Source organism: Exiguobacterium sp. s133, assembly GCF_018618595.1.
GTDB lineage: Bacteria > Bacillota > Bacilli > Exiguobacteriales > Exiguobacteriaceae > Exiguobacterium_A > Exiguobacterium_A oxidotolerans.
Genome location: NZ_JACSMK010000001.1, coordinates 95,561 through 118,712 on the forward strand (window position 1 = coordinate 95,561; position 23,152 = coordinate 118,712).

Below are 23,152 nucleotides of genomic sequence, written 5' to 3' on the forward strand. Positions count from 1 at the left end.
TTCCACCCCACTCCGTTAATCTTTCGTCGTAAACAGATGTTCAATTTCATTTTTTTGCGGGCGTTGCATCAACTTCCGTACTTCTTCTTCCGGTGTGTGACCATCGAAAAGGACATGGTAGAGTGCCGTCGTGATTGGAAGCTCGCACTGTTTCGTTTCTGCCAAATCGTAAGCAGCTTGAGTCGCGCGAACTCCCTCAACGACCATCCCCATGTTTTCTAATACGGTTTCGAGTTTTTCACCACGCCCGATGGCATTCCCGGCTCGCCAGTTCCGACTATGGACTGATGTACAGGTCACGATCAAATCACCCATCCCCGTCAAACCGGTGAACGTCATCGGCTTAGCACCAAGCAATGTACCGAGACGCGCGATTTCTACCATTCCACGCGTAATCAATGCTGCTTTCGCATTATCTCCATACCCTAAACCGTCCGTCATTCCTGCAGCTAAGGCAATGATGTTCTTCAAGGCGCCACCAAGTTCCGCTCCGATGATATCCGCGTTCAAGTACACCCGGAAGTTTTCATTCATGAAGAGTTCTTGGACACGACCGGCCTCTTCTAAATCTTCAGAAGCAATCGTCACCGTCGTCGGTTTACGTAATGCAACCTCTTCTGCGTGTGACGGTCCTGTCAAAACACAGACCGCCGAACGTTTTGCGGGATCGATTTCTTCTTCAATCAACTGAGACAATCGTAAGTGCGTCTTCGGTTCAATCCCTTTCGACGCATGAATGAGGACGACGGGTTCTGTTAATCGTTCATTTAACTGGCGTGCGACGCCACGAATCGCTGACGAAGGCGTCACAATCAAAATATGCGAAGCACCTGCTACAGCATCATCTAAATTCGTCGTCGCCCGTAAAGAAGAAGGCAATGCCACACCAGGCAGAAATTGTGTATTCTCATGATTTTCATTAATGGCATCAACATTTTTTTGATCACGGCCATAAAGAATGACGTCATGACCATTATCTGCTAAAACGAGTGAAAGCGCAGTTCCCCAGCTTCCAGCTCCAATGACTGCAATTTTTTTCATCATGATTTTCACCCTGCCTTATTGTTTTTGACGTGCCAAAATCCGAATCGGTGTTCCAGTAAAATCAAATGCTTCCCGGATTCGGTTATCGAGATACCGTTTGTATGAGAAATGCAAGAGCTCTGGATCGTTGACGAACAAGACGAATGTAGGCGGACGCGATGCCACTTGTGTCGCATAGTTAATCCGTAGACGAACACCCTTATCCGTCGGCGCTGGATTCATCGCGACTGCGTCGACGATAACATCGTTCAAGACGCTTGTCTGAATGCGTTGGGCATGACTTTTCGCCGCTTGATTGATGACAGGGAGCAATGTTTGAAGACGACGTTTCGTCTTCGCAGAGACGAAAACGATTGGCGCATAGTCGAGGAAGCGGAATTCTTCACGAATTTCTTCTTCCATTTTCTTCATCGTTTTATCATCTTTTTCGACCGCGTCCCATTTATTGACGACGATGACAATCGCACGTCCGGCTTCGTGGGCATATCCGGCGACTTTTTTATCTTGTTCGATGATACCTTCTTCACCGTCGAGGACGACACAAACGACGTCAGCTCGCTCAATGGCTTTTTGGGCACGCATGACACTAAAGCGTTCTGTCGATTCGTAGACTTTCCCACGTTTACGCATACCTGCTGTGTCGATGATGACGTATTCTTGATCGTCACGTGTAAACGGTGTATCGATTGCATCACGGGTTGTACCAGCGACACTTGAGACGATGACACGTTCTTCACCGAGAATCGAGTTCGTCATACTCGACTTCCCGACGTTTGGACGACCAACTAAGGCAAACTTAATTGTATTTTCGTCGTATTCGATGTCTTCTTTGTTTGGAGCTAGTTCGAGGACACGATCAAGCATGTCTCCGAGTCCTAGACCATGCGTTCCGGAAATCGGATATAAATCGCCGAATCCTAATGAGTAAAATTCATACATTAAATCACGCATTTCAAAGTTATCGACTTTATTGACCGCGATAACAACTGGTTTATTTGAACGGAACAACATGCCGGCGACTTCTTCATCGGCAGCCGTAATCCCTTCGCGTCCATTGACCATGAAAATAATGACGTCCGCTTCATCGATTGCAAGCTCCGCCTGATGACGCATCATTTGAAGTAAGGGCTCATCCCCGACTTCGATTCCACCTGTATCAATCAAATGAAAATGACGATTGAGCCATTCTCCAGTTCCGTATATACGGTCGCGGGTAACACCTGGCTTGTCTTCTACGATCGAAACCCGATCTCCAATCACCCGGTTAAAAATCGTCGACTTTCCGATATTTGGGCGACCTACGATCGCCACTACTGGAATTGCCATCCCAACACCTTCTTTCTCTTCTCTCGCTTCATAGCCGTTCTATTGTATCAAATCAAGCGCGCTTATACCACATCTAACCGAAACATAAAAAAAGCAGACACGAATCGTGTCCACTTTTTGTCAAAATTTATTCTTTTGCGTCCGAGTCTTTATCAGCGAGGTCCGCTACCGAAAACCCTTCATTTTGATCCGTATATTGAGAATAGTCATCTTCATCCGTCTCTTCTTGTTCTAAGACACGCGTCGAAAGGGAAATCTTGTGTTCATCTAAGTGAACCTCAAGAACTTTCGCTTCGATTTCTTGTCCCTCTTCAAGCACTTCCGACGGCGAACTAATATGGCGATTAGCGATTTGAGAGATATGGAGGAGACCTTCGACTTGCGGTGCAAGTTCGACGAATGCTCCGAATTGAACGAGACGACGGACACGTCCTTTGACGATGTCACCCGCTTCGATTTTCCCTTCCATCTGTTGCCATGGACCTGGTTGCGTCTCTTTAATTGATAGCTTGACCTTTTCTGTATCGCGGTCGACACCAAGTACTTTCACTTCGACTTGTTGCCCTTCCGTTACGATATCAGACGGTCGTTCGACACGATGATGCGCCATTTCAGAAATGTGGACGAGTCCGTCAACACCACCGATATCGACAAATGCACCAAAATCCGTTAAGCGTTGGACAGTTCCTTCAAGGACTTGACCCACTTCCAAGTTTTCAAGCGTCTCTTTTTTCTTCGCATTAAGCTCGCCTTCGACGACCGCTTTATGTGAAAGAATGACACGATTTTTTTCTTGGTCGAGCTCAACGACCTTGACTTCGATCGACCGGCCGATGTAGTCAGAAAAATCTTCTACATAGTGACGTTCGACAAGTGAAGCTGGAATGAATCCACGTACGCCGATGTCGACGACGAGACCCCCTTTGACGATGTCTTTGACGACAACTTCAAAAATTTCAGCCGATTCATATTTCGCTTCGACTTCTTCCCATGCTTTTAAGGCATCAATCTCACGTTTTGAGACGACGACTTCTTCGTCTGTAATCTTCTTCACCTTTACTTGTAATTCATCACCGACTTTTAGCACACCTCGTATGTCATCCAAATGGAGACTTGAGACTTCGCTAATCGGCAGGATTGCTTCTGTCTTATATCCGATATCAATGAGTGCTTGCTTGTCTTCAATCTTCACGACCATCCCAGTAACTACCTGGTCCCGATGAATTTCAAAATCAGGCATATCTTTCATTTCTTCGACCATTCCAACACAACCTCCTCACGATGAGTACAAGAAACGTAATAAAATACGTTTATCCTTCTTTTAACTTCTTACAATTCTGACTATTTGTCAAGGTTTTACACATGATTGTAGTAGACCGATTTGATTTCTTCGAGAATTCGTTCTGAAATCGCTTTCGCGGCACCGCGTTGATCGCGTAAATCTTCAATATCGACTGGTTTTCCGATTACGACCCGCATCGGCTTAAACGGGCGATAGTTGCCGATGATCGCGACAGGAACGATTTGCGCCGGAGATCGGAGTGCAAAAAAACCGACACCTGGTTGCGCTGCCGTGAACTCACCTGGAGCAGACCGTGTTCCTTCTGGAAAAATTCCGACGGTTTCGTCCGTTTTCAATAATTCAATCGTTCGTTTTAAAGCTTGACGATCGCCCTGTCCGCGTCCGACGGGATACGTCCCCGCTGCCGTCATCAATTGTTTTAATCCAGGGACTTTAAACAGTTCCTCTTTTGCCATATAACGAACCGAGCGACTCGTCGGAATCGCGCTAACTAGAAAGACGGGATCCCAGTTCGAGCTATGATTCGCACATAAAAGAACGGATCCATCCTTCGGAAGATTTTCTCTCCCTGTCACGCGAAGACGAAATACAGTTTTGGCGATGACGAGCACGACGAATCGCGCTAGTCGATAAACGGAGTCCGTTCGACTCATTTTAATACCCCTTCCGCAAGCTCTGTCAGACGGAGGACGACTTGATCGATCGACATGACGGTTGTATCGAGATAAATGGCATCGTCTGCTTGTCTGAGCGGAGACACTTCCCGTTCACTATCACGTTTATCACGCAACGCGATTTCTGCTTGAAGTGCTTCTAAGTCACTGTCCATCCCCCGAGACACGTTTTCACGATGCCGGCGACTCGCACGTTCTTCGACTGTTGCTGTCATGAAGACTTTCAGTTCAGCATCTGGTAAGACGACTGTACCGATGTCACGCCCATCCATAACAATACCGCCCGATTCTGCTAAGCGGCGCTGCATCTCGACGAGTGCCGAACGTACTTGAGCATGTTTTGCGACGAATGAGACATTGTTCGTCACTTCGCTCGACCGAATCGACTCTGTTACTTCGCGCTCGCCAATAAAGACACGTTGCCCGTTTTCACCTGGTGTTAAACGAATATCAAGTGATGTCATTAACTCACCTAACCGTTGCCCATCCTCGAGATCGATTCCTTGCTCAAGTGCTGCGAGCGTTACGGCCCGATACATCGCCCCTGTGTCGATGTAGACGTAGTCAAGATGTGCTGCTAATTGTTTAGCAATTGTACTTTTTCCGGCACCAGCTGGTCCGTCAAGTGCGATTTGAATTTTAGTCATGTTTTTCGTTCCTTCCGTTTGAACCATTTTTAAGCGGTTCATAGTATCGACCGTTATCATAGCAAAAAAATAGACTTAGGTGAATGAATTCGTGCCACTCCGCGAATTTTTCATTTGCGCCTGATAACAGTGCCGTAAGACGAGCTCACGACTTCGATCATGAATTTGTGTAAATTGAAAGGCGAGTTCGTAACGTTCTTCGCGTCGATCGACGCGAACTAACTCACCTAAAACATCAAGTGTATGGGTTCCTCCATGTTCGGCCGGTAGTAAAAACGTCAATTCAACCTCGTCTTTTAGTTCAATCGGTAAATGATTCGCTAAGATCAATATTCCACCTGCTGATAAATCAAGCGAGACCGTCGTGAACGGTTCGAATTTAGTTTTATGTGGATGAAGTGCGACGTCCAAAAGTAACGGCACACGTACGAACTGACGACGTTGAACACGCTCAATCTGTTGGTCGGTCGGGCGTCTGATTGCATATCGTTGTCCACGAAGCGGATCATTTTGTCGTTCGACGATTTCCGATTCAAAGCCATACAACCGTCCCTTTTCTTTAAAAAAGTAAACGTGAATCGATTCATCTTCCGATAAAATAAATGTTTTTAGCGTGTCCGCCTCACTCGGCGCTTCCATCCAGATTAAACGGTTCGTCACAGCCGTGACCTTCGTCCGACCTTGTCGATCTTCACTGTTGCGTACCATTATCAAATCACCTGTTTGCATCATGTCACTCTCTCCCAATCCATTCTATTCAATTACTATTTTTTTTGTATCGATGATTCAAGCGATTCGCACTCTTAACTTGGTAAAGGCCGACTCCCCATAAAATCACCATAAAAATAATGGGCAGCAAGGAAATACCACCATTTTCCAATATTAACAAATTAAACATACTGTGCGCAATCATCGGAACGATTAAGGACAGACTTAGCCAACGATTCGGGTAAATTGAAAATTTTGCACGCCCCATAAAGAAGCCCATTAGAACAGCAAAGAGTGCATGACCCGATACAGGAAGCAACGCTCTGAATATCATGTGTTCAACCGTCCCATTGACCATTAAATATAAAATATTCTCAAGCGTCGCAAAGCCGAGCGAACAGGCGACTGCGTAAATGATACCATCATAATAATCATTGAAACGTTGATGGATATATACGGTATAAAAAACGATAAACCATTTCGCAAATTCTTCCGTAATTGCCGTTCGAAACAGACGAATCGATTCATCTCCCCCAAATTCAGTCTGAACGACGTAGTCGATGAACATCAATGGAAACACAAGTAAAATGCCAAAAATGAAACTCCGTAAAATATAACCGACGGGTTCAGCTTCATGTTCATGGCGGAGATAAAAATAAGTAAGTAGTGCAATTCCCGGGGCAATTCCTGAGAAAACGATCGATAACACGTTTTTGCCCCCTTCCTATTCCTTAAGGATAAAGGTTTCTCCTGGAAAAGAAAACCGAGTCCATTGTATATCCGAAAAAAAAAGGTACAATTATGGATGAAAATGAATAGTCAGCTTTTAGTGTCTGACTATCGAACGAATAGACAGGAGGCTCTTTATGAAAAAATTACTATTAGTCCATACCGGAGGCACGATCGCGATGGCACAAAATCATTCCGGTCACGTTCTGCCGAATGACATCAACCCACTTGATGCTTCATTGCCACGTGCGACCGACATCGCGGACATCACGACACGCCACTTCGCGAACCTTCCTTCACCACACATCACACCGGACATCATGCTCCGTCTCGCACACTTCATCAAAGAAGAACTGCAGGCAGGGTATGATGGCGTCGTCATCACGCACGGAACGGATACGTTAGAAGAAACGGCTTATTTCTTACAGTTGACGATTGGTGCTCCAATTCCAATCGTCTTGACAGGTGCGATGCGTTCATCAAATGAAGTCGGTTCAGACGGTGAGTTTAATTTGATTACGGCATTGCGTGTAGCCGTCAGTGATGCAGCTAGAGGAAAAGGGGTTCTCGTTGTCTTTAACGGAGAAATCCACTCTGCTTTTAACGTCACGAAAACGCATACTTCTTCTGTCGATACTTTTAAATCTGTTCATTTCGGTAACTTAGGGATGGTCACGAAAGATCATGTCTATTTATTCAATACACCTGTCTTAAAACCAACGCACATGGTGACGAAACTAACAAAGCGTGTCTCCGTCCTAAAAGTTTACGCCGGGATGGACCCCGACCTTTTAGTTGCTGTCGGTGAACTTGGTTATGATGGTCTAGTCCTCGAAGTACTCGGGCAAGGAAATGTGCCACCAAGTCTGATGGATGCGATTCGTCAGCTGACTGAACAAATGCCAATCGTCATCGTCAGTCGTTGCTTTAACGGCATCGTCCAAGATGTCTACGGATATGCAGGCGGAGGACAACAATTAAAAGAACTTGGTCTGATTTTCTCGAATGGTCTGAACTCACAAAAAGCTCGCTTGAAATTGATGATTGAGCTCGAAATTGAGGCTACACACCCTGAACTTGAGACTTCATTTCAAGTCGAATGATCTGTCACTAAAAATAACCGCTTCCCGGGGAGGGAAACGGTTATTTTTTTAGCGATCGAAAAGAGCGCTTATCGCGTCGTTTCACGAACAAGTCGATCTGCAAGACTCGTTGCAATCAATTCTCCATGAAAACGACCGTTTTCGATAAATATTTTGTTGGCGTCATATCCTGCAGCGACGACACCCGCAATATAAATGCCGGGAACGTTTGACTCCATCGTTTCCTCATTGAAATCCGGAATTCCCGTTTCTCCATCAATCATGATACCGGCATCCGCGAACAAACCAACGTCCGGTGTGTAACCTGTCATCGCAAAAACAAAATCTGCTTTAATTGAGGTCGCTTCTCCTTGTTCTTTATAATGGACGTGCGTCGGTGTGATGGAATCGATCGTTGCGTTAAACACCATCTTGACCTTCTCGGCCCGTACGAGCGCTTCGAAGTTCGGGAGGACCCATGGCTTGATTGACGGACTGTACGCTTCACCACGGTATAACAGCGTGACATGTGCACCTGCCTTCTCAAGTTCAATTGCGGCATCGACACTCGAATTTTTTCCACCAATGACGACAACGTCTTGTCCGAAGAAAGGATGACCTTCTTTAAAATAATGAGAAACGTGCGGTAATTCCTCACCTGGTACGTCCATTTTATTTGGCAATCCGTAATAGCCTGTCGCTAAGACGAGTGCCCGTGCCTGACGCGTCACCGTCTCCTCCATTCGCGACGATACGACTTCGAACCCTTCACCATCCGCACGTTTACTGATTCGTTCCACCGTCTCAAACGGACGAATCGTGATTTCTTTCCGTTTAACGACTTCACGGTAATAGACGAGTGCATCTTGGCGTTTCGGCTTAAGTTCCTTGTTGATAAACGGAACACCACCGATTTCTAATTTTTCGCTACTCGAAAAAAATGTTTGATGCGTCGGATATTGATAAATCGCTTCGACGATGTTTCCTTTTTCGATGACTTCGACAGCTAATCCACGATCTTGCATCTCGATCGCTGCCGATAACCCACACGGTCCTGCACCAATGATGAGACAATCCAGCATAATCTTTTCTCCTCTTCCACGTGCTTTTTTTTTATCTTAGCAAACATGAGCAAACGAAGAAAGAATTTAAGTTACATGAAAAAAGTTCACTCCTGTAAGAAGTGAACTTTTTCAAATTAAACCCATCCACGGAAGCGTGAGGCTTCCGCCATTTTACGAACGCCTACCATGTAGGCAGCGAGGCGCATATCAACATTTCGTGTATGCGATGTTTGATACACTTGATTAAACGAGTTCACGAGTACTTTTTCAAGCTTTTCATGCACTTCTTCTTCCGTCCAGTAATACCCCTGGTTGTTTTGAACCCATTCAAAGTAGGACACCGTTACGCCACCACTCGAAGCCAAGACATCGGGAACAATCAAGATTTCACGATCTGCGAGAATTTTCGTCGCTTCATTCGTCGTCGGACCGTTGGCTGCTTCGACGACGATTCGCGCTTTAATGTCATGCGCATTATCTTCCGTGATTTGATTTTCAATCGCTGCCGGAACAAGAATATCACACTCTAATTCGAGCAGTTCTTTATTTGAAATTGTATTTTTGAAAAGCGTCGTCACCGTCCCGAACGAATCGCGACGATCAAGTAAATATGGGATATCCAGTCCGTTCGGATCATGGAGAGCGCCATATGCATCACTGATCGCAATGACTTTCGCCCCTAAATCATGCATGAACTTCGATAAGAAGCTCCCTGCATTACCAAACCCTTGAACGACGACGCGGGCTCCTTCTAATGTAATCCCTTTCTTCGCAGCAGCTTCCCGAATCATGATGGCGACCCCTTTAGCTGTCGCAGTCTCACGCCCGTGGGAACCACCGAGTACTAACGGCTTTCCTGTAATGAAGCCCGGTGAATTGAATTCATCAATCCGGCTGTACTCATCCATCATCCAGGCCATGATTTGTGAGTTCGTGAAGACATCAGGTGCTGGAATATCTTTTGTCGGACCAACGATTTGACTGATTGCACGGACATAGCCACGACTCAGACGCTCGATTTCCCGGAAACTCATCTCTCGTGGATCGCAAATGATTCCACCTTTACCACCACCGTATGGTAAATCGACGATTCCTGCCTTCAAGCTCATCCAGACTGATAACGCTTTGACTTCGACTTCCGTTACGTTCGGGTGGAAACGGATTCCACCTTTCGTCGGACCGACAGCATCATTGTGTTGCGCCCGGTAGCCGGTAAAGATTTTTGTTGACCCATCGTCCATCCGAACTGGAATCCGAACCGTCAACATCCGCAACGGTTCTTTTAACAATTCATACATTTCGTCCGGGTAACCCAACTTCTCAAGTGCCTCTTTTACGATTTCCTGTGTTGCTTCAAGTACGTTTTTCCGATGATTCGCATGTTGTTGGTCAGTGATCATTCCAACGTTCCTCCCCATAAGTGGCATCCCCTATGCCGTTTCCTTGTTCGGATAAAGTATACCTTGTTCCGACGTGTAATGAAAGGGATTCCTACTATATTTGTAAGCGCTTTCTATCATCTACTCTTTTTTGTTTACTTTATGTTGTTCGAAGTCGCTTGATGACGTGTAATCGCTAGATTGATAAACGATTCGACTAGCTCTGGATAATCAATCCCGATTGCCCGTGCCCCGTCCGGGAATAGACTTGTCGCTGTCATACCAGGTAGCGTATTGGTTTCTAAAATAACGGGATGACCGATTTCAGGCACCAGGAAATCAGAACGGGAATAGCCCGAACATCCGAGGACTTGATGGGCGAGGACTGCCCACTCTTGTAATTTTTGTGTCGTCACCTCATCAAAATCAGCAGGACAGATATGCTCTGATCCACCGACTGCATATTTTGATTCATAATCATAAAATTCATTTTTAGGAATGATTTCGATGATGGGCAACGCTTTTTCAGCACCTTTTTGGCCGAGCACCGGTACGGTTACTTCTCGCCCTTTAATGAATTGTTCAATCAAGACCGCATCGTCTGCCTGAAAAGCGAGTTCGATTCCGCTTCGTAACATCGCGTCGTCCATCGCAATCGTCAATCCATTTGACGATCCTTCTTGAGCCGGTTTGACGACACAAGGGAATTCACCGCCCCACTGCCGGACCTTATCTGCGATGTCGTCACCGCGTTCAATCAAGACATCACGCGCAATCCGAATGCCAGCCTTCTCAAAGTGCAACTTCGACCGTGCTTTGTCCATCGCTAAAGCGGAAGCCAACACACCTGATCCAGTATACGGAATATCCGCTAATTCTAGTAATGCTTGAACACGACCATCTTCTCCATATTTTCCATGAAGAGCAATGACGGCGACTTCAACATCCAGATTGAAAATTTCTTCAGCACGTTCCGGATGGAAATCGATGGCAACGACTTCGTGCCCTTTTCCCTCCAATGCTTGAATCACGGACTTCCCGCTACTTAACGAAACCTCACGTTCTCCAGAAATCCCACCATATAATACTGCCACTCTCATACTCTTCACTCCTTCATCTTACGTTCACTGTTTATCATACCATCACTCTTTCAACGAAAAAATACAAAATGGTGTTAACTGATGATTCCTCATGAAAAAGACCACTTTCCGTCAGAAACCGGTCAGTGGTCTTAAAAAGAATCGTCGTATGTGCCGATTCGTTAAAAATCATCATTTACACAGAAAATGTTCCGGCAATCATTTTGATTGCATCTGAACGCTGAAGTGTTTTTCCGTATTCCGCCATCGCGAGCGGACTTTTCGCACTTGGTACGCCATATTCAGACAGTACGGTCGTAATCGTCCGTTCAAGCGCCTCTGCCATCCGTTCCTCGAAATACAAGTAATACCGCCCTTCGAAGTAGTACAGCCTACCACCCGTTTCCGTCATCAGAACGTGGCGAAGCAATCCGTGGCTCGCTTGAATGACGTCCTCGAATTCTTCGAGTTGATACAGGACATGGTGTACGATATCGACGGTCATCCGAATTTCTACTTGATCAAATTCATCAAACGTTTCTTCTGGTAATTCACCTTCTCGTCGTACATCGACCAACATCCCGTCATTCGGAAAGAATGTCACAAAAAATTCAAGTGTCCCGACCGCATGAAATCCAAAATTTGATTCTGCTTCTTCTAACAGGTTACGTAATAGGTCCTGTCCTTTTCCAACTGCCAGTGTTTCTGGTCGAACGTCGTGAACGGAAAGTTCCTGCTTCGTAATAAACACACGTAAATGCCCTTGTTTAAATGTCTCAAATCTCATCTAAGACTCCTCCAGTCAATGCCGGAGAAAAACAACTTCTCCGTTCAATATGAATCACACTATACACCAGTTGTCGGAGTGAGTCGACTTAACCAACTTTTCCAGGAGGAATCGTCCGTCCCGAGGAGGTGATCCGCGTATTTTTCAGGGAGCTGTTCGACGGCATAACCACCTAGACCAATCTCGACGTTCGGTACAGCCTGTCGTAGTTCGGCAAGCGCTTCATCTAAAAGACTGAGGTGGTCAGAAATCGTACACGAAAGGACGACAGCACGTGGTACTAATTGTTTCGTCACCGTCACAAGATCTGACACGGGAATTCCTGCCCCAAGAAAAATCACATCGAAGCCGGATTGGCGTAAGTATAGCGTAAAAAATAACAATCCCAATTCATGTTCTTCTTCTGGCGCACATACACATAAAATGCGCGGTAAAAAAGGATTGATCGGCATTTGCAACGACAATGTTGAAAGGCGGGCCCGTAAAAAGGCTGTCGCAAAATGTTCATGCGCAATCGTAATTTCACCATTTTCCCACTTTGAGCCGATTTCGTGCAGCAACGGTCCAACGATATCTTGAATCACCTTATCGAAACTAAACATTGAGAATGCCTTATTCATGATGTCATGGGCATGTCGTTCCTCAAATGTCGTTAATGCCTCAAACAGCTGTTCACGTAGTTCAACACCATAATCAAGTGGAAGCTCCGTGCGACTGACAGGCATTTCGTACAGTTGAATCGCTTTCGAAACAGATAGTCCTTCTTTTTGTTTGTCTACAATCCAGCGGAGCTTCGCGACATCGCTATCACTATAGATGCGATGCCCAGATTCACTCCGATCCGGATCAAGCACTTGATATCGCCTTTCCCAAGCACGAATGGTCGTTGGGTTGAGCCCTACTAATGCAGCGACTGCTTTGATATTATATTTCCCACGATCCATGCACCGTGCCTCCTTCCTTCTCCTTTTCAGTATACCCGTAAAGGAAAATAATCTCTGTTCACAATGTGCCCTTACATCATGAAACCGAGGGAAACGAAGGCGATAATGATTGTAATCATAAGAATCGTCAGCGTAATGGCTAACGGATTTTTGACAAAGGGTTGCTTTAACCGTTCATTCCGCACATGTTCAATTCGTGAAGAACGTGGTGGTAAGCTTGATTTTGGTTCTTCTTGTCGGTTCTTTCGTTGATCGTATTTACTCAATTTCATCACCTTTTCTAAAAATAAGGATAGTACTAGTTTACACTGAATCGGCTGATGAAAAAAAGACCTCTTCTAATCGTTGTTCCCAATCCAAAATTTCAATCGTATGCCTTTTTTGCGGTGATTGCGTTGTCGTATTACCGCAAATATCACAGCACCGGTCCTGGACGATCGGTTGCTCATCAAAATGATTCAAGATGAACGTTCGTCGACACGTTATACTTTGAATATAATTTATCATTTGCATAAGTTCACGTAAACGTATCTTTTTTCGCTCTTCTTGCCAAGCGATGATGTTCTCACGCGACCAGCGATCACTTAGTTGCGATTTTAATAACCGATACGCCGGATCTTCGACATCTAACCCTAAACGCCGTTCCATCGTTTCAAGCGGTTCCTGACGTGCCATGCCCGCTAACAATTGATCAATCCAAAGCACAGGGGCATACTGCTTTTCGACTAAAAACTGCTGTAGACGGTGATCCCCCTTTGCATAGAGCAGTAGCGCTGTCGACGGCTCTCCGTCTCGCCCTGCCCGACCGACTTCCTGCATATAGGCTTCAATCGTCGCCGGCATCGAGTAATGGATGACGGTCCGGACATTCCCTTTATTGACCCCCATACCAAATGCGCTTGTACAGACGAGACACTCAATCTCATCGTGTAAGAATTGTTGTTGAATCAATTGACGATCCTCTGCTTCGAGTCCTGCATGGTAGTATGTCGCCTTCGTGATTAGACGTGCGACACGCTCTGCTTCGTTTCTTGTCGTCGTATAGATGACACACGGACGTTCTACCTTCGTTAACCAGTTTACCAGCACATGATCTTTTTGATCAGGCTCAACGTCTTCGACGATAAATTGAATTTCCGGTCGATTGACGGAATGCCGGATAATCGTCGGGTCCGACAGCTCTAAGCCTCTTAACATATCCTGTTCCACTTGTTTCGTTGCTGTTGCCGTCAAAGCTAAACAAGTCGGGTTTCCGAGTTGTTTCTTTACGATTCCAAGCTTCGCGTACTCGGGGCGAAACTCATGACCCCATTGTGAAATACAATGCGCTTCATCCACGACGAATAAATTAATGTTTGTTTGCTGAAGCCGTTGTTTGACGTTCGGCATCGCCAATTGTTCCGGTGACAAATACAAATACCGAAGTTGACTCAGATGACGTAAAATCTGCTCTTTTTGGTCTCTTGTTTCGTGCGACGTCAATTTAGCGACGGAACGTTCACCGCGACTTTTGATTTGCATGACTTGGTCTTCAATCAACGATAAGAGCGGCGAAAGGATGACGGTCAACCCTTCTGGCAACAAATAGGACGGAAGTTGATAACAGATCGACTTCCCTCCCCCGGTCGGCAAGATGGCGACCGTATCGCGGCCTGCTAAAACGGATGCAATGATGTCTTTTTGACCGGCTCGAAAGCGGTCATGCTTAAAATAACGTTTTAAGACAGTCTCCATCATCTCTCCTCCCATCTTTTTCGCGCTAACGCGATACGAATTTGAAAATAATCGGTCTCAAGCTTCAATTCACCTTTAATTCGTTTCAACGAAAATGTCTCGTTTCGATTTGCTACTTCAATCACTTCTTTAAATTGTGCATCCGATAAGAATTGGCTCCGCGGGAATACGTCACTGTACATCGCAATTTCGACGAGGTGATCTTCCATCGTGCTCTTCTTCAGGCGGCGCCGCTCGGAGATTTCATTCAAAGCAAATCCGTTACGTAACATATCCCACGTTTTCTGTGCTGATTGTGTCATCTTCGATTGATCAATATCTTCACCAAGACGTAAAATCAGTCCTGCTTCATCCAAGTGACGCAGACATTTTCGCCAAGCCATCATAAATTCCAAGCGGAGCGACAAGACGTCACTGTCAAGTTTCTCTTCAAGTTGCGGGTAAGACAAACCTGTTTTCAACCCCGACAAGCGGTAACTGATGAGCGTCGCTTCTTTTACCGACAGCTGACGCAACGCCTCTCGTAATTCATGGTACACCTGATCAATCCACTGCGTACGCTGCGGCATCCCTTTGACGTATCGCCGGACCCAGTCCTTTATCGCGACGTCTTGCTGAACCGGTACGAAAAATCGTTTTTGTTCGAGACAAACGACGGTTTGAATCAAAAGGCTTAAGCGTTTCCATAAAATGATTGGAAATCCACGCAATTCACCGCCCATGTCATCGATTAAAAACGGTACTTTGATCGAGGATTCACCAAGCTCCGTGATGCGCAACGTTTCCGCTCGTTCAATGAAACCCTGCTGTTCCAGCTCAAGCAGTAGCCGATCGAATGTTTCTCGTCGAAAGGGCAGCACCCCAAAGACAGTTTCTAATTCATAGAAATGTGCATCCTGGAGTGATGTTGCCGAACGCTTTCCTTGAAGGATATGAAAGAGGCTACGATCTGTCCGTTCACCCCGGAGACGACTAATGGTTTCTAACAAAACTTGATTGATGACAGTCAATTTCATCCACTCCCCCTCACCTTCGATCGGTTTGATTATATTTAAAGTATCGTCTTCATTCGTTTATATGTATAGCATAATTAGCTTGGCCTTTCCAAACCTCTTTCTTAGATTAACGCACCTACTGCGCCTTACCCGACTATTTCCATCGCATCCTGTTACTTTGTTTGAATACTTCTACCGCTTCCTCATTGAAAAGAACGCATGAGTCCGATACAATGACATATAGATGAGAACAATACTAGATCAATCATGTTTTCGAATAGAGAGGAGAAATACAAAATGGCTAAATTTACGATTGTCGATAAAGACACGTGTATCGCTTGTGGCGCTTGTGGTGCCGCAGCACCTGATATCTATGACTATGATGACGAGGGCTTAGCATACGTCATTCTAGACGATAACAAAGGGACAGCAGAAATCCCGGAAGCATTGTTCGATGACATGATTGACGCATTCGAAGGTTGCCCAACTGATTCAATTAAAGTGGCAGACGAATCATTCGAAGGCGACGCATTAAAATACGAATAAGTATTTGACAGTATGGTAGCTTCACGCCATGCTGTTTTTTTTATGACCATACATCAAAAAAGCTGTACGTCTCGACCCAATCGGTCGATCCGTACAGCTTTTTTTAACAAGAATACCTGAATGATCGTTATCGTTTCCCTTTGATGTACGGTACACCAACAGCTTTTGGTGCATCGGCGCGACCGACGACACCAGCAAGTGCAAGGATCGTTAAGACGTAAGGCGCAATCAAAAGATAGACTTGAGGAATTTGATCGAGTAATGGTAACTGTTGTCCGATAATCGAAATCGCTTGAGCGAAACCGAAGAACAAGGCAGCTGCCATTGCACCGAGCGGATTCCATTTTCCGAAAATCATCGCGGCGATCGCAAGGAAACCTTGCCCGAGAATCGTCGTCACGCTGAAGTTCAATGAAATCGAAGTTGCATAAACTGCACCCGCAAGACCACCGAATCCGCCTGAAATCATGACTCCGATAAAGCGCATCTTCGTGACGTTAATCCCCATCGTATCTGCTGCCATCGGATGTTCTCCGACAGAACGGAGACGAAGACCGAATGGTGTCTTAAAGACGACGAACCATGCCACAACTGCTAAGATGATCGCAATGTACGAAGTATAGTAGACGTTTGCAAAAAACATTTTTAAAACAGGAATATCAGATAGGAACGGCACATTCTCTTTCGAAATCCGGTTCGGAATCGAGTCTGTTTGTCCTTTTCCATAGAAGGCACGGACTAAGAAAATCGCAAGGCCAACTGCTAAGATATTGATTGCGACACCAAGTACCGTTTGGTCGGCACGGAACAAAATCGCAGGCACTGCAAGGAATAAAGCGAAGATTGCTCCGATGACGATAGCGATTAACATCGCAATCCATGGACTAGCAGCGCCGAATCCCATCTTCGATAATGTCAGGGCTGAAACAACACCCGTGAATGCACCCATGACCATCAAGCCTTCAAGCGCGATGTTGACGACACCAGAACGTTCACTGAAAATACCACCGAGCGCTGCAATGATCAATGGAGCCGAATAGGCAAGCGCGATCGGTACGATAATATAAAGTACATCTAGAAAGCCCATTATTTATCGGCTCCTTTCACTTTTTTGCCTTCTGCTCTTTTAACCGTCAGCTTTTCGATGACGAGACGGATCGCGTAACCGGAAGCGACGAAGATGATGATGAAGGCGATGATGATTTTAATCAGTTCTGGTGGAATCCCGATTTGTTGCATCGACAATCCGCCAATGTTGAGTCCGGCAAATAATAACGCGGCCAGAACGACTCCGATCGGGTTGTTCGCACCAAGTAAGGCGACGGCGATTCCGTCAAATCCAACACCCGTAAAGGATGCGTTTAGCGTCATGTTTTGGAATGTCCCTAACCCTTCCATCGCACCAGCAAATCCAGCGAATACACCAGAGATGACGAATGAGAGAATGATGTTCTTATTGACACCCATACCGGCATACTCTGCAGCACTTTTATTAAATCCAACTGCACGTAACTCGTAACCGAGCGTCGTCTTCCAAAGAATGAACCAGAAGACGAGTGCGGCGACGATGGCAATGAAAATCCCATTGTGCAAACGCGAAAAATCCGTTAACTCTTGCAAGAATGGTGAAGCCAACGAAGCCGTTTCTTTGACTGAATCTGTCCGCTCGTTTTTGATTCCGATGACGTGACGTAAAATATCATTCGTCACATACAACGCGATGTAGTTCATCATGATTGACGTGATGACTTCATGGACATGGAAACGCGCTTTTAAAATACCTGGAACCGCAGCCCAAAGTGCCCCCGCTAAACCCGCTCCGATTAACGCGAGTGGCAAGTGGATTGCTGTCGGGAGATCGAAAGAAATCCCGATCCAGACCGCGACCATCCAACCGACTAAAACTTGACCTTCAACCCCGATGTTAAATAATCCCGTTCGAAAGGCAAAGGCGACGGCGAGACCCGCAAAAATCAATGGTGCTGCTGCACGCAACGTTTCTCCGATACTATACGGTTCACCAAAGATTCCGTAAAACAGTTGATCAAATCCAGCGATTGGGTCATAACCACCAATCAACATGACGATGGCACCAACTACCATCCCGAGGATAATTGACAAGATTGGAATCAAAATCCCATAAAAACGTTCGAGTTTCATGAACGACCTACCTCCTCTTTCTTACCGCCAGCCATCAGGAAGCCGAGTTCAATTTCATTCGTTTCCTTAGGATCGAGAAAGGCTACTGTCCGTCCTTCATACAGAACAGCAATGCGGTCTGAGACTTGTAAAATTTCTTCGAGTTCAAACGAAATCAAGAGGACAGCGCGTCCTTTTTCCCGTTCAAGTACTAACTGCTCATGAATGAATTCAATTGCACCGACATCGAGTCCACGTGTTGGTTGCGCAGCAATTAATAAGTCAGGTGAACGATCGACTTCACGCGCGATGATGGCTTTTTGCTGGTTCCCGCCTGATAAGGCGCGAGCAAATGTTTCAGGACTTGGAGTTCGGACGTCGAACTTCTCAATTAACGTTTGAGCTTTTTCCATGACCTGCTTGTAGTTCATGATGCCTGCTTTTGAATACGGTTTTTGATAGTACGTTTGTAAGACCATGTTATGACCGATTGAATAATCAAGAACGAGTCCATGTTTATGACGGTCTTGAGGAATATGACCGATGCCCGCTTCCGTCACTTTCCGCGGCTTCAGGTTTTTGATTGATTTGTTGTTTAAGAATACTTCTCCGCTTTCGGCTCTTCTTAATCCTGTGATTGCTTCAATCAATTCAGTTTGACCATTCCCATCAATCCCTGCAATCCCGACGATTTCGCCGGCTCGAACATCTAAGTTCAGTCCGTCGACTGCTTTAATCCCACGACCGTCTTTAACGACGAGGTTTTTTACATCGAGAACGAGTTCTTGTGGATTTGCCTTGGAATACTCCGCATCAAAGTTTACTTCACGGCCAACCATCATTTCAGCGAGTCTCGACTGTGTCATCGTTTCATCGATATCAACTGTACCAATGTACTTACCACGACGAATCGTCGTACAGCGATCTGCCACTTCCATGATTTCCTTCAATTTATGTGTGATCAAGATGATCGACTTACCTTCAGCAATCAACCGATTCATGATTTGAATCAATTCTTTGATTTCCTGAGGCGTCAATACAGCCGATGGTTCATCGAAGATGAGAATGTCAGCTCCACGATACAGTGTCTTTAAAATCTCGACACGTTGTTGCATCCCGACTGAAATATCTTCAATTTTTGCATCTGGATCTACCGCAAGACCATACTGCTCCGAAATTTGGCGTACTTTCTCCCGGGCAGTTGCGCGGTCGATTTTGAGACCAGATTTCGGTTCTGCACCTAAAATGATGTTTTCCGTGACGGTGAAATTTTGAACGAGCATGAAGTGTTGATGCACCATGCCGATTCCAAGATCATTCGCGACGTTCGGACTTGTAATATTAACTTTTTCACCGCGTACACGAATTTCTCCAGCCTCAGGCTGATACAAACCAAATAAGACGTTCATCAGCGTCGATTTTCCGGCACCGTTTTCACCAAGTAAAGCGTGAATCTCACCTTTCCGAAGCTGGAGCGTGATATTATCATTTGCGACGAAACTGCCAAACTCTTTTCGTATGTTTAGCATCTCAATGACGTATTCCAAGAAAATCCACTCCCATGTTTAGTTTAAAAGGGGAGGCCGCAATGCTAGCGACCCCCGCTTCCATTTTATTAAAGTGATGCTTCGTACTCTTTATACTCATCGTCAGTTGCTGGAACTGTGATCTTTCCATCGATGATTTGCTTTTTGTAGTCTTCGACTTTCGTCAAGACGTCTTTTTCAATGTTGTCTTGTGAAGGTGCGATATCAACGCCGCCGTCTTTAAGACCGAATTCTACGACTTTACCTGCTGGGAAGTTGCCATCTTTCGTATCTTTCGCAACTTGTTCAACTGCTGTATCAACACGCTTGACCATTGACGTCAATGTAACGTTTTCTGGCATACCTTCTTCGACTTGGTCACGGTCAACACCGATGACCCAAACATCTTCACCGTTTTTCTTACGGTTTTTCGCTTCTGTGAAGACACCTTGTCCTGTACCACCAGCTGCGTGATAAATCACGTCAACTTTCTTGCCGTACATCCCTGAAGCGATTGCTTGTCCTTTTTCAGCAGCATTGAAATCTTCTGCATATTGAACTTCAACTTTTGCATCTGGGTTGACAGCCATGACGCCTGCTTTAAATCCACTTTCAAACTTTTTGATTAAGTCTGAGTTTACGCCACCGACGAATCCGACTTTATCTGTTTTCGTAGTAAGACCCGCGACGACACCGACGAGGAACGAACCTTCGTTTTCCTTGAAGACGATTGACGCGACGTTCGGCTTATCAACGACCATATCGACGAGTGCAAAGTTCTTGTCGTCAAACTGATCCGCTACTTTACCGATGTCTTCTGCCATCAAGAACCCGATTCCGAGAATCAAGTCGTAGTTCGCACGTGCTAATTGTTGTAAGTTCGGTTGATAATCCGATTGTTTTGCTGATTGAAGGTATTTGTAACCAGTTCCTTCTTCCAAATCGTTATCTTTACCGAACTTCTGAATGCCTTCCCATGCAGATTGGTTGAATGATTTATCATCAACACCGCCTGTATCTGTGACCATACCTACTTTGAAGCCGTCTTTTTCGCCGCTTCCTGAATCTTTAGAATCATCGTTGCTACCACATGCTGCGAGTACCGAACTCATTGCTAAACCTGTTGCTGCTAATGCGAGAAGTGACTTCTTTTTCATCTGAAATAATCCCCTTTCGAATATGGTCATACAAAGTTCCTGACTACGTCAAGCACCTGAGGCTGGTGATGAGGAGCGTTACGTAGGTTTGCGGAAGCGCTTTCAGTAAAACTCCTAAAACAATCGATTATACACGTTTACGGATGACATGGAAATCAAACTTATCCGCACGGAAATAGTTCGCTGAATAAAGAACGGATCGGTCGAGCTCATCATAATGCGTTTGTCGCAACGCGAGCAAGGGTTGGTCCGTATGTAATTGTTCAGCGATTTTCGGATCGATTCGAGGTTCGATATGCGTCACCGCATGTGTGACCCGACGACCTAGTTCTTTTTCTAGTGCGTCGAACAGTGAAGTCGAAGACGTAAACTGTTCTTCATTTTTAATATAATGGCTTGGAATCTTATCGACGCAATAGACAACAGGAACATCTCCTGCAAGTCGGATTCGTTCGATTCGATAAACCAGTTCATCCGGACCAAGTTGGAAACGTTCTCGGTCACGTTCTGTCGGTTGAACCATTTCTGAAGATAAGACTTCAGACGTTGGAATCATCCCAGCGCGCGCAATCATCTCCGTCACACTGTACAATTCTTCAATCCCCGACGTGAATGGTGGTCTTGCATTGATAAACGTACCGACACCGTGTTTACGGATGACGATGTTCTCATCTTCAAGAATTCGTAAAGCCTCCCGAAGAGTCGCTCGACTAACGCCAAGTTGCTTTGAAAGTTCAAACTCTGAAGGTAGTTTCTCGCCTTCCTTGTAAACGCCGTCATCGATGTCAGACTTAATCTTTTCAATCACTCGTAAGTAAAGCAAACGATGATCTAATTTAATCGACATGACGCATCTCCATCCTCTATCTAGTTGTAACCAGTGCTCAGACTTCTGACGTATGAGAACTCCAGCCAAGATAAGTATATGACGTCGAACACAATCCTGCAATCATTTTGTAACAGGTTAGAAGTCTGACTTCTGGCGCTTTTGTAACCCTTTTCATATCGTATCTATTGTTGGAAGAAAATAGGGCGTTCTACCTAAGAATGCCCGCTCTTCCTTTGACGCTTATTGTTCAGGTACTTCTGTTTTACCTGAAATGACTTTTTCTTTCGCTTGTTCGAGCATGTCGAGTGTCTTTTTCGAGATTTTTTCTGACTCAATGATGTCAACGCCTTGCTCTTTCAAACCGTAACGAATCGTCTCTCCACCTGTGAGTTTTCCAGCTTTCGCTTCATTCGCTGTATCTTTGACCGCTAAGTCCACTCGTTTGATGACAGATGTCAACGTGACATCTTCTGGCATGCCTTCTTCTTGTTGGTCACGATCGACACCGATGACAGCAACTTCTTCTCCATTTTTCTTCCGGTTTTTCGCTTCTGTGAAGACGCCGTTTCCTGTTCCACCGGCTGCCGGGAAAATGATATCTGCCCCTTTACCATACATGCCTGCTGCGATTGCTTGTCCTTTTTCAGGTGCAGCGAAATCTTCTGCGTACTGTACGTCGACTTTGATGTTCGGATTAACGGATTTTGCCCCAGCTTCAAAGCCTGCCCGGAAGCGTTCGATTACATCCATCTTCATTCCACCGACAAAGCCGATGTGATCTGTTTTCGTTTCCATCGCGGCAACGATTCCCGCAAGGTAGGCACCTTCGTTTTCTTTAAACGTAATCGATGTCACGTTGTCTCCTTCGACGACGTTATCGATAATTGCAAACTGTGTATCTTTAAACTGATCGGCAACCGTTTTGATATCTTCATTAAACGTATTTCCAATCCCAAAAATCAAATCTTCTCCCGCTCGTGCAAGACGCGATAAGTTCGGTTGGTAATCTTGTTGCGATTTTGATTGAAGGTACGAATAACCCTCATTTTTCTGAAGGTCGTTTTCTTTTCCATACGCTTGCAGACCTTCCCACGCCGACTGGTTAAACGATTTATCATCGATTCCGCCTTTATCGGCAACCATTGCGACAGAAAACTCGTCCTTGTTTCCCTTTGCACTATCATCTGAACCTCCACATGCTGCGAGTCCCACTGTTGCTACCGTCATTGCTGACACAAGTACCTGTTTTTTCTTCATTGTCATTCATCTCCTCTTCCAACTATGTGAGCGCTTTCATTATCTATTTGTGTAAAAGTCGCTCACTTACCTCTGTGAGAGGTAGGTCAACTCATATGACTGAGTATGACAAAACATGCGTATAAAATCAACAGACGTCTGACAACTATTTTCCTGAAACCGTTCTCATTTAGACTTTTTTTTATATTTTCTTACACGTAAAG

General features: G+C 45.4%; 23 protein-coding genes. 2 read left to right on the plus strand and 21 right to left on the minus strand.

All coding sequences use genetic code 11. The annotated features are described in order from the left end of the window. Nucleotides 1-15: 15 nt before the first annotated feature. The 7 genes from KNP96_RS00475 to prsW all read right to left on the minus strand — a co-directional run bounded on the left by KNP96_RS00475 (nt 16) and on the right by prsW (nt 6,411). Nucleotides 16-1,041, minus strand: coding sequence for an NAD(P)H-dependent glycerol-3-phosphate dehydrogenase (locus KNP96_RS00475; RefSeq protein WP_201302334.1), 1,026 nt, complete (start codon nt 1,039-1,041; stop codon nt 16-18). A gap of 18 nt (nt 1,042-1,059) precedes the next feature. Then, nucleotides 1,060-2,370, minus strand: coding sequence for a ribosome biogenesis GTPase Der (gene der / locus KNP96_RS00480; RefSeq protein WP_029330675.1), 1,311 nt, complete (start codon nt 2,368-2,370; stop codon nt 1,060-1,062). 127 nt (nt 2,371-2,497) lie between these two features. Then, nucleotides 2,498-3,631, minus strand: a complete 1,134-nt coding sequence (gene rpsA / locus KNP96_RS00485) for a 30S ribosomal protein S1 (protein ID WP_029330677.1) — start codon at nt 3,629-3,631, stop codon at nt 2,498-2,500. Between the two features lie 95 nt (nt 3,632-3,726). Next, nucleotides 3,727-4,326: a lysophospholipid acyltransferase family protein gene (locus KNP96_RS00490; RefSeq protein WP_088837326.1), complete on the minus strand. Its 600-nt coding sequence runs from the start codon at nt 4,324-4,326 to the stop codon at nt 3,727-3,729. After that, complete coding sequence (gene cmk / locus KNP96_RS00495) at nt 4,323-4,994, minus strand: (d)CMP kinase (RefSeq protein ID WP_214765110.1); 672 nt, start codon at nt 4,992-4,994, stop codon at nt 4,323-4,325. Before cmk ends, KNP96_RS00490 begins: the two co-directional genes overlap by 4 nt. Nucleotides 4,995-5,069: 75 nt before the next feature. Beyond that, nucleotides 5,070-5,726, minus strand: coding sequence for a flagellar brake protein (locus KNP96_RS00500; protein WP_088837327.1), 657 nt, complete (start codon nt 5,724-5,726; stop codon nt 5,070-5,072). Between the two features lie 25 nt (nt 5,727-5,751). Further along, nucleotides 5,752-6,411: a glutamic-type intramembrane protease PrsW gene (gene prsW, locus KNP96_RS00505; RefSeq protein WP_088837328.1), complete on the minus strand. Its 660-nt coding sequence runs from the start codon at nt 6,409-6,411 to the stop codon at nt 5,752-5,754. A 157-nt stretch (nt 6,412-6,568) separates the two neighbouring features. On the opposite strand from prsW, the gene KNP96_RS00510 reads away from it, so the two are divergent. Next, complete coding sequence (locus tag KNP96_RS00510) at nt 6,569-7,534, plus strand: asparaginase (protein WP_088837329.1); 966 nt, start codon at nt 6,569-6,571, stop codon at nt 7,532-7,534. Between the two features lie 68 nt (nt 7,535-7,602). Here KNP96_RS00510 and KNP96_RS00515 read toward each other — a convergent pair whose 3' ends face one another. The 8 genes from KNP96_RS00515 to KNP96_RS00550 all read right to left on the minus strand — a co-directional run bounded on the left by KNP96_RS00515 (nt 7,603) and on the right by KNP96_RS00550 (nt 15,516). Next, nucleotides 7,603-8,595, minus strand: a complete 993-nt coding sequence (locus tag KNP96_RS00515) for a YpdA family putative bacillithiol disulfide reductase (protein ID WP_088837330.1) — start codon at nt 8,593-8,595, stop codon at nt 7,603-7,605. 116 nt (nt 8,596-8,711) lie between these two features. Continuing rightward, a complete protein-coding gene (locus KNP96_RS00520; RefSeq protein ID WP_029330690.1) occupies nt 8,712-9,977 on the minus strand; it encodes a Glu/Leu/Phe/Val family dehydrogenase in 1,266 nt (421 codons plus the stop codon). 134 nt (nt 9,978-10,111) lie between these two features. After that, nucleotides 10,112-11,056 (minus strand): D-alanine--D-alanine ligase, encoded by a 945-nt coding sequence (locus KNP96_RS00525; RefSeq protein WP_214768570.1) that lies wholly within the window; start codon nt 11,054-11,056, stop codon nt 10,112-10,114. 175 nt (nt 11,057-11,231) lie between these two features. Beyond that, complete coding sequence (locus KNP96_RS00530) at nt 11,232-11,822, minus strand: adaptor protein MecA (protein ID WP_088837331.1); 591 nt, start codon at nt 11,820-11,822, stop codon at nt 11,232-11,234. A 59-nt stretch (nt 11,823-11,881) separates the two neighbouring features. Further along, nucleotides 11,882-12,766, minus strand: coding sequence for a MerR family transcriptional regulator (locus KNP96_RS00535; protein WP_088837332.1), 885 nt, complete (start codon nt 12,764-12,766; stop codon nt 11,882-11,884). A gap of 71 nt (nt 12,767-12,837) precedes the next feature. Continuing rightward, nucleotides 12,838-13,032, minus strand: a complete 195-nt coding sequence (locus KNP96_RS00540) for a hypothetical protein (RefSeq protein WP_029330697.1) — start codon at nt 13,030-13,032, stop codon at nt 12,838-12,840. 37 nt (nt 13,033-13,069) lie between these two features. Beyond that, nucleotides 13,070-14,500, minus strand: coding sequence for a RecQ family ATP-dependent DNA helicase (locus tag KNP96_RS00545; protein WP_251131905.1), 1,431 nt, complete (start codon nt 14,498-14,500; stop codon nt 13,070-13,072). Continuing rightward, entirely contained in the window at nt 14,500-15,516 is a 1,017-nt protein-coding gene (locus KNP96_RS00550) for a YpbB family protein (protein WP_214768572.1), read from the minus strand. Before KNP96_RS00550 ends, KNP96_RS00545 begins: the two co-directional genes overlap by 1 nt. A gap of 276 nt (nt 15,517-15,792) precedes the next feature. On the opposite strand from KNP96_RS00550, the gene KNP96_RS00555 reads away from it, so the two are divergent. Continuing rightward, the gene (locus KNP96_RS00555) at nt 15,793-16,041 is read left to right on the plus strand and encodes a ferredoxin (RefSeq protein ID WP_012370689.1); all 249 of its coding nucleotides are present in this window, start codon (nt 15,793-15,795) and stop codon (nt 16,039-16,041) included. Between the two features lie 127 nt (nt 16,042-16,168). On the opposite strand, the gene KNP96_RS00560 is transcribed toward KNP96_RS00555, so the two are convergent. From KNP96_RS00560 to KNP96_RS00585, 6 genes are all read right to left on the minus strand, one after another. Then, complete coding sequence (locus KNP96_RS00560; RefSeq protein WP_029330703.1) at nt 16,169-17,128, minus strand: ABC transporter permease; 960 nt, start codon at nt 17,126-17,128, stop codon at nt 16,169-16,171. Then, nucleotides 17,128-18,201 (minus strand): ABC transporter permease, encoded by a 1,074-nt coding sequence (locus tag KNP96_RS00565; RefSeq protein WP_088837335.1) that lies wholly within the window; start codon nt 18,199-18,201, stop codon nt 17,128-17,130. The genes KNP96_RS00560 and KNP96_RS00565 overlap by 1 nt, the downstream gene beginning before the upstream one ends. Continuing rightward, nucleotides 18,198-19,727 carry an ABC transporter ATP-binding protein gene (locus tag KNP96_RS00570; RefSeq protein ID WP_088837336.1) on the minus strand — a complete coding sequence of 510 codons (1,530 nt, stop codon included), beginning with the start codon at nt 19,725-19,727 and terminating at the stop codon, nt 18,198-18,200. The genes KNP96_RS00565 and KNP96_RS00570 overlap by 4 nt, the downstream gene beginning before the upstream one ends. A gap of 68 nt (nt 19,728-19,795) precedes the next feature. Then, nucleotides 19,796-20,863, minus strand: a complete 1,068-nt coding sequence (locus KNP96_RS00575) for a BMP family lipoprotein (RefSeq protein ID WP_029330708.1) — start codon at nt 20,861-20,863, stop codon at nt 19,796-19,798. Nucleotides 20,864-20,990: 127 nt separating this feature from the next. Next, the gene (locus KNP96_RS00580) at nt 20,991-21,710 is read right to left on the minus strand and encodes a GntR family transcriptional regulator (RefSeq protein ID WP_029330710.1); all 720 of its coding nucleotides are present in this window, start codon (nt 21,708-21,710) and stop codon (nt 20,991-20,993) included. Nucleotides 21,711-21,932: 222 nt separating this feature from the next. Beyond that, nucleotides 21,933-22,949: a BMP family lipoprotein gene (locus tag KNP96_RS00585; protein ID WP_214765118.1), complete on the minus strand. Its 1,017-nt coding sequence runs from the start codon at nt 22,947-22,949 to the stop codon at nt 21,933-21,935. Nucleotides 22,950-23,152 lie beyond the last annotated feature (203 nt).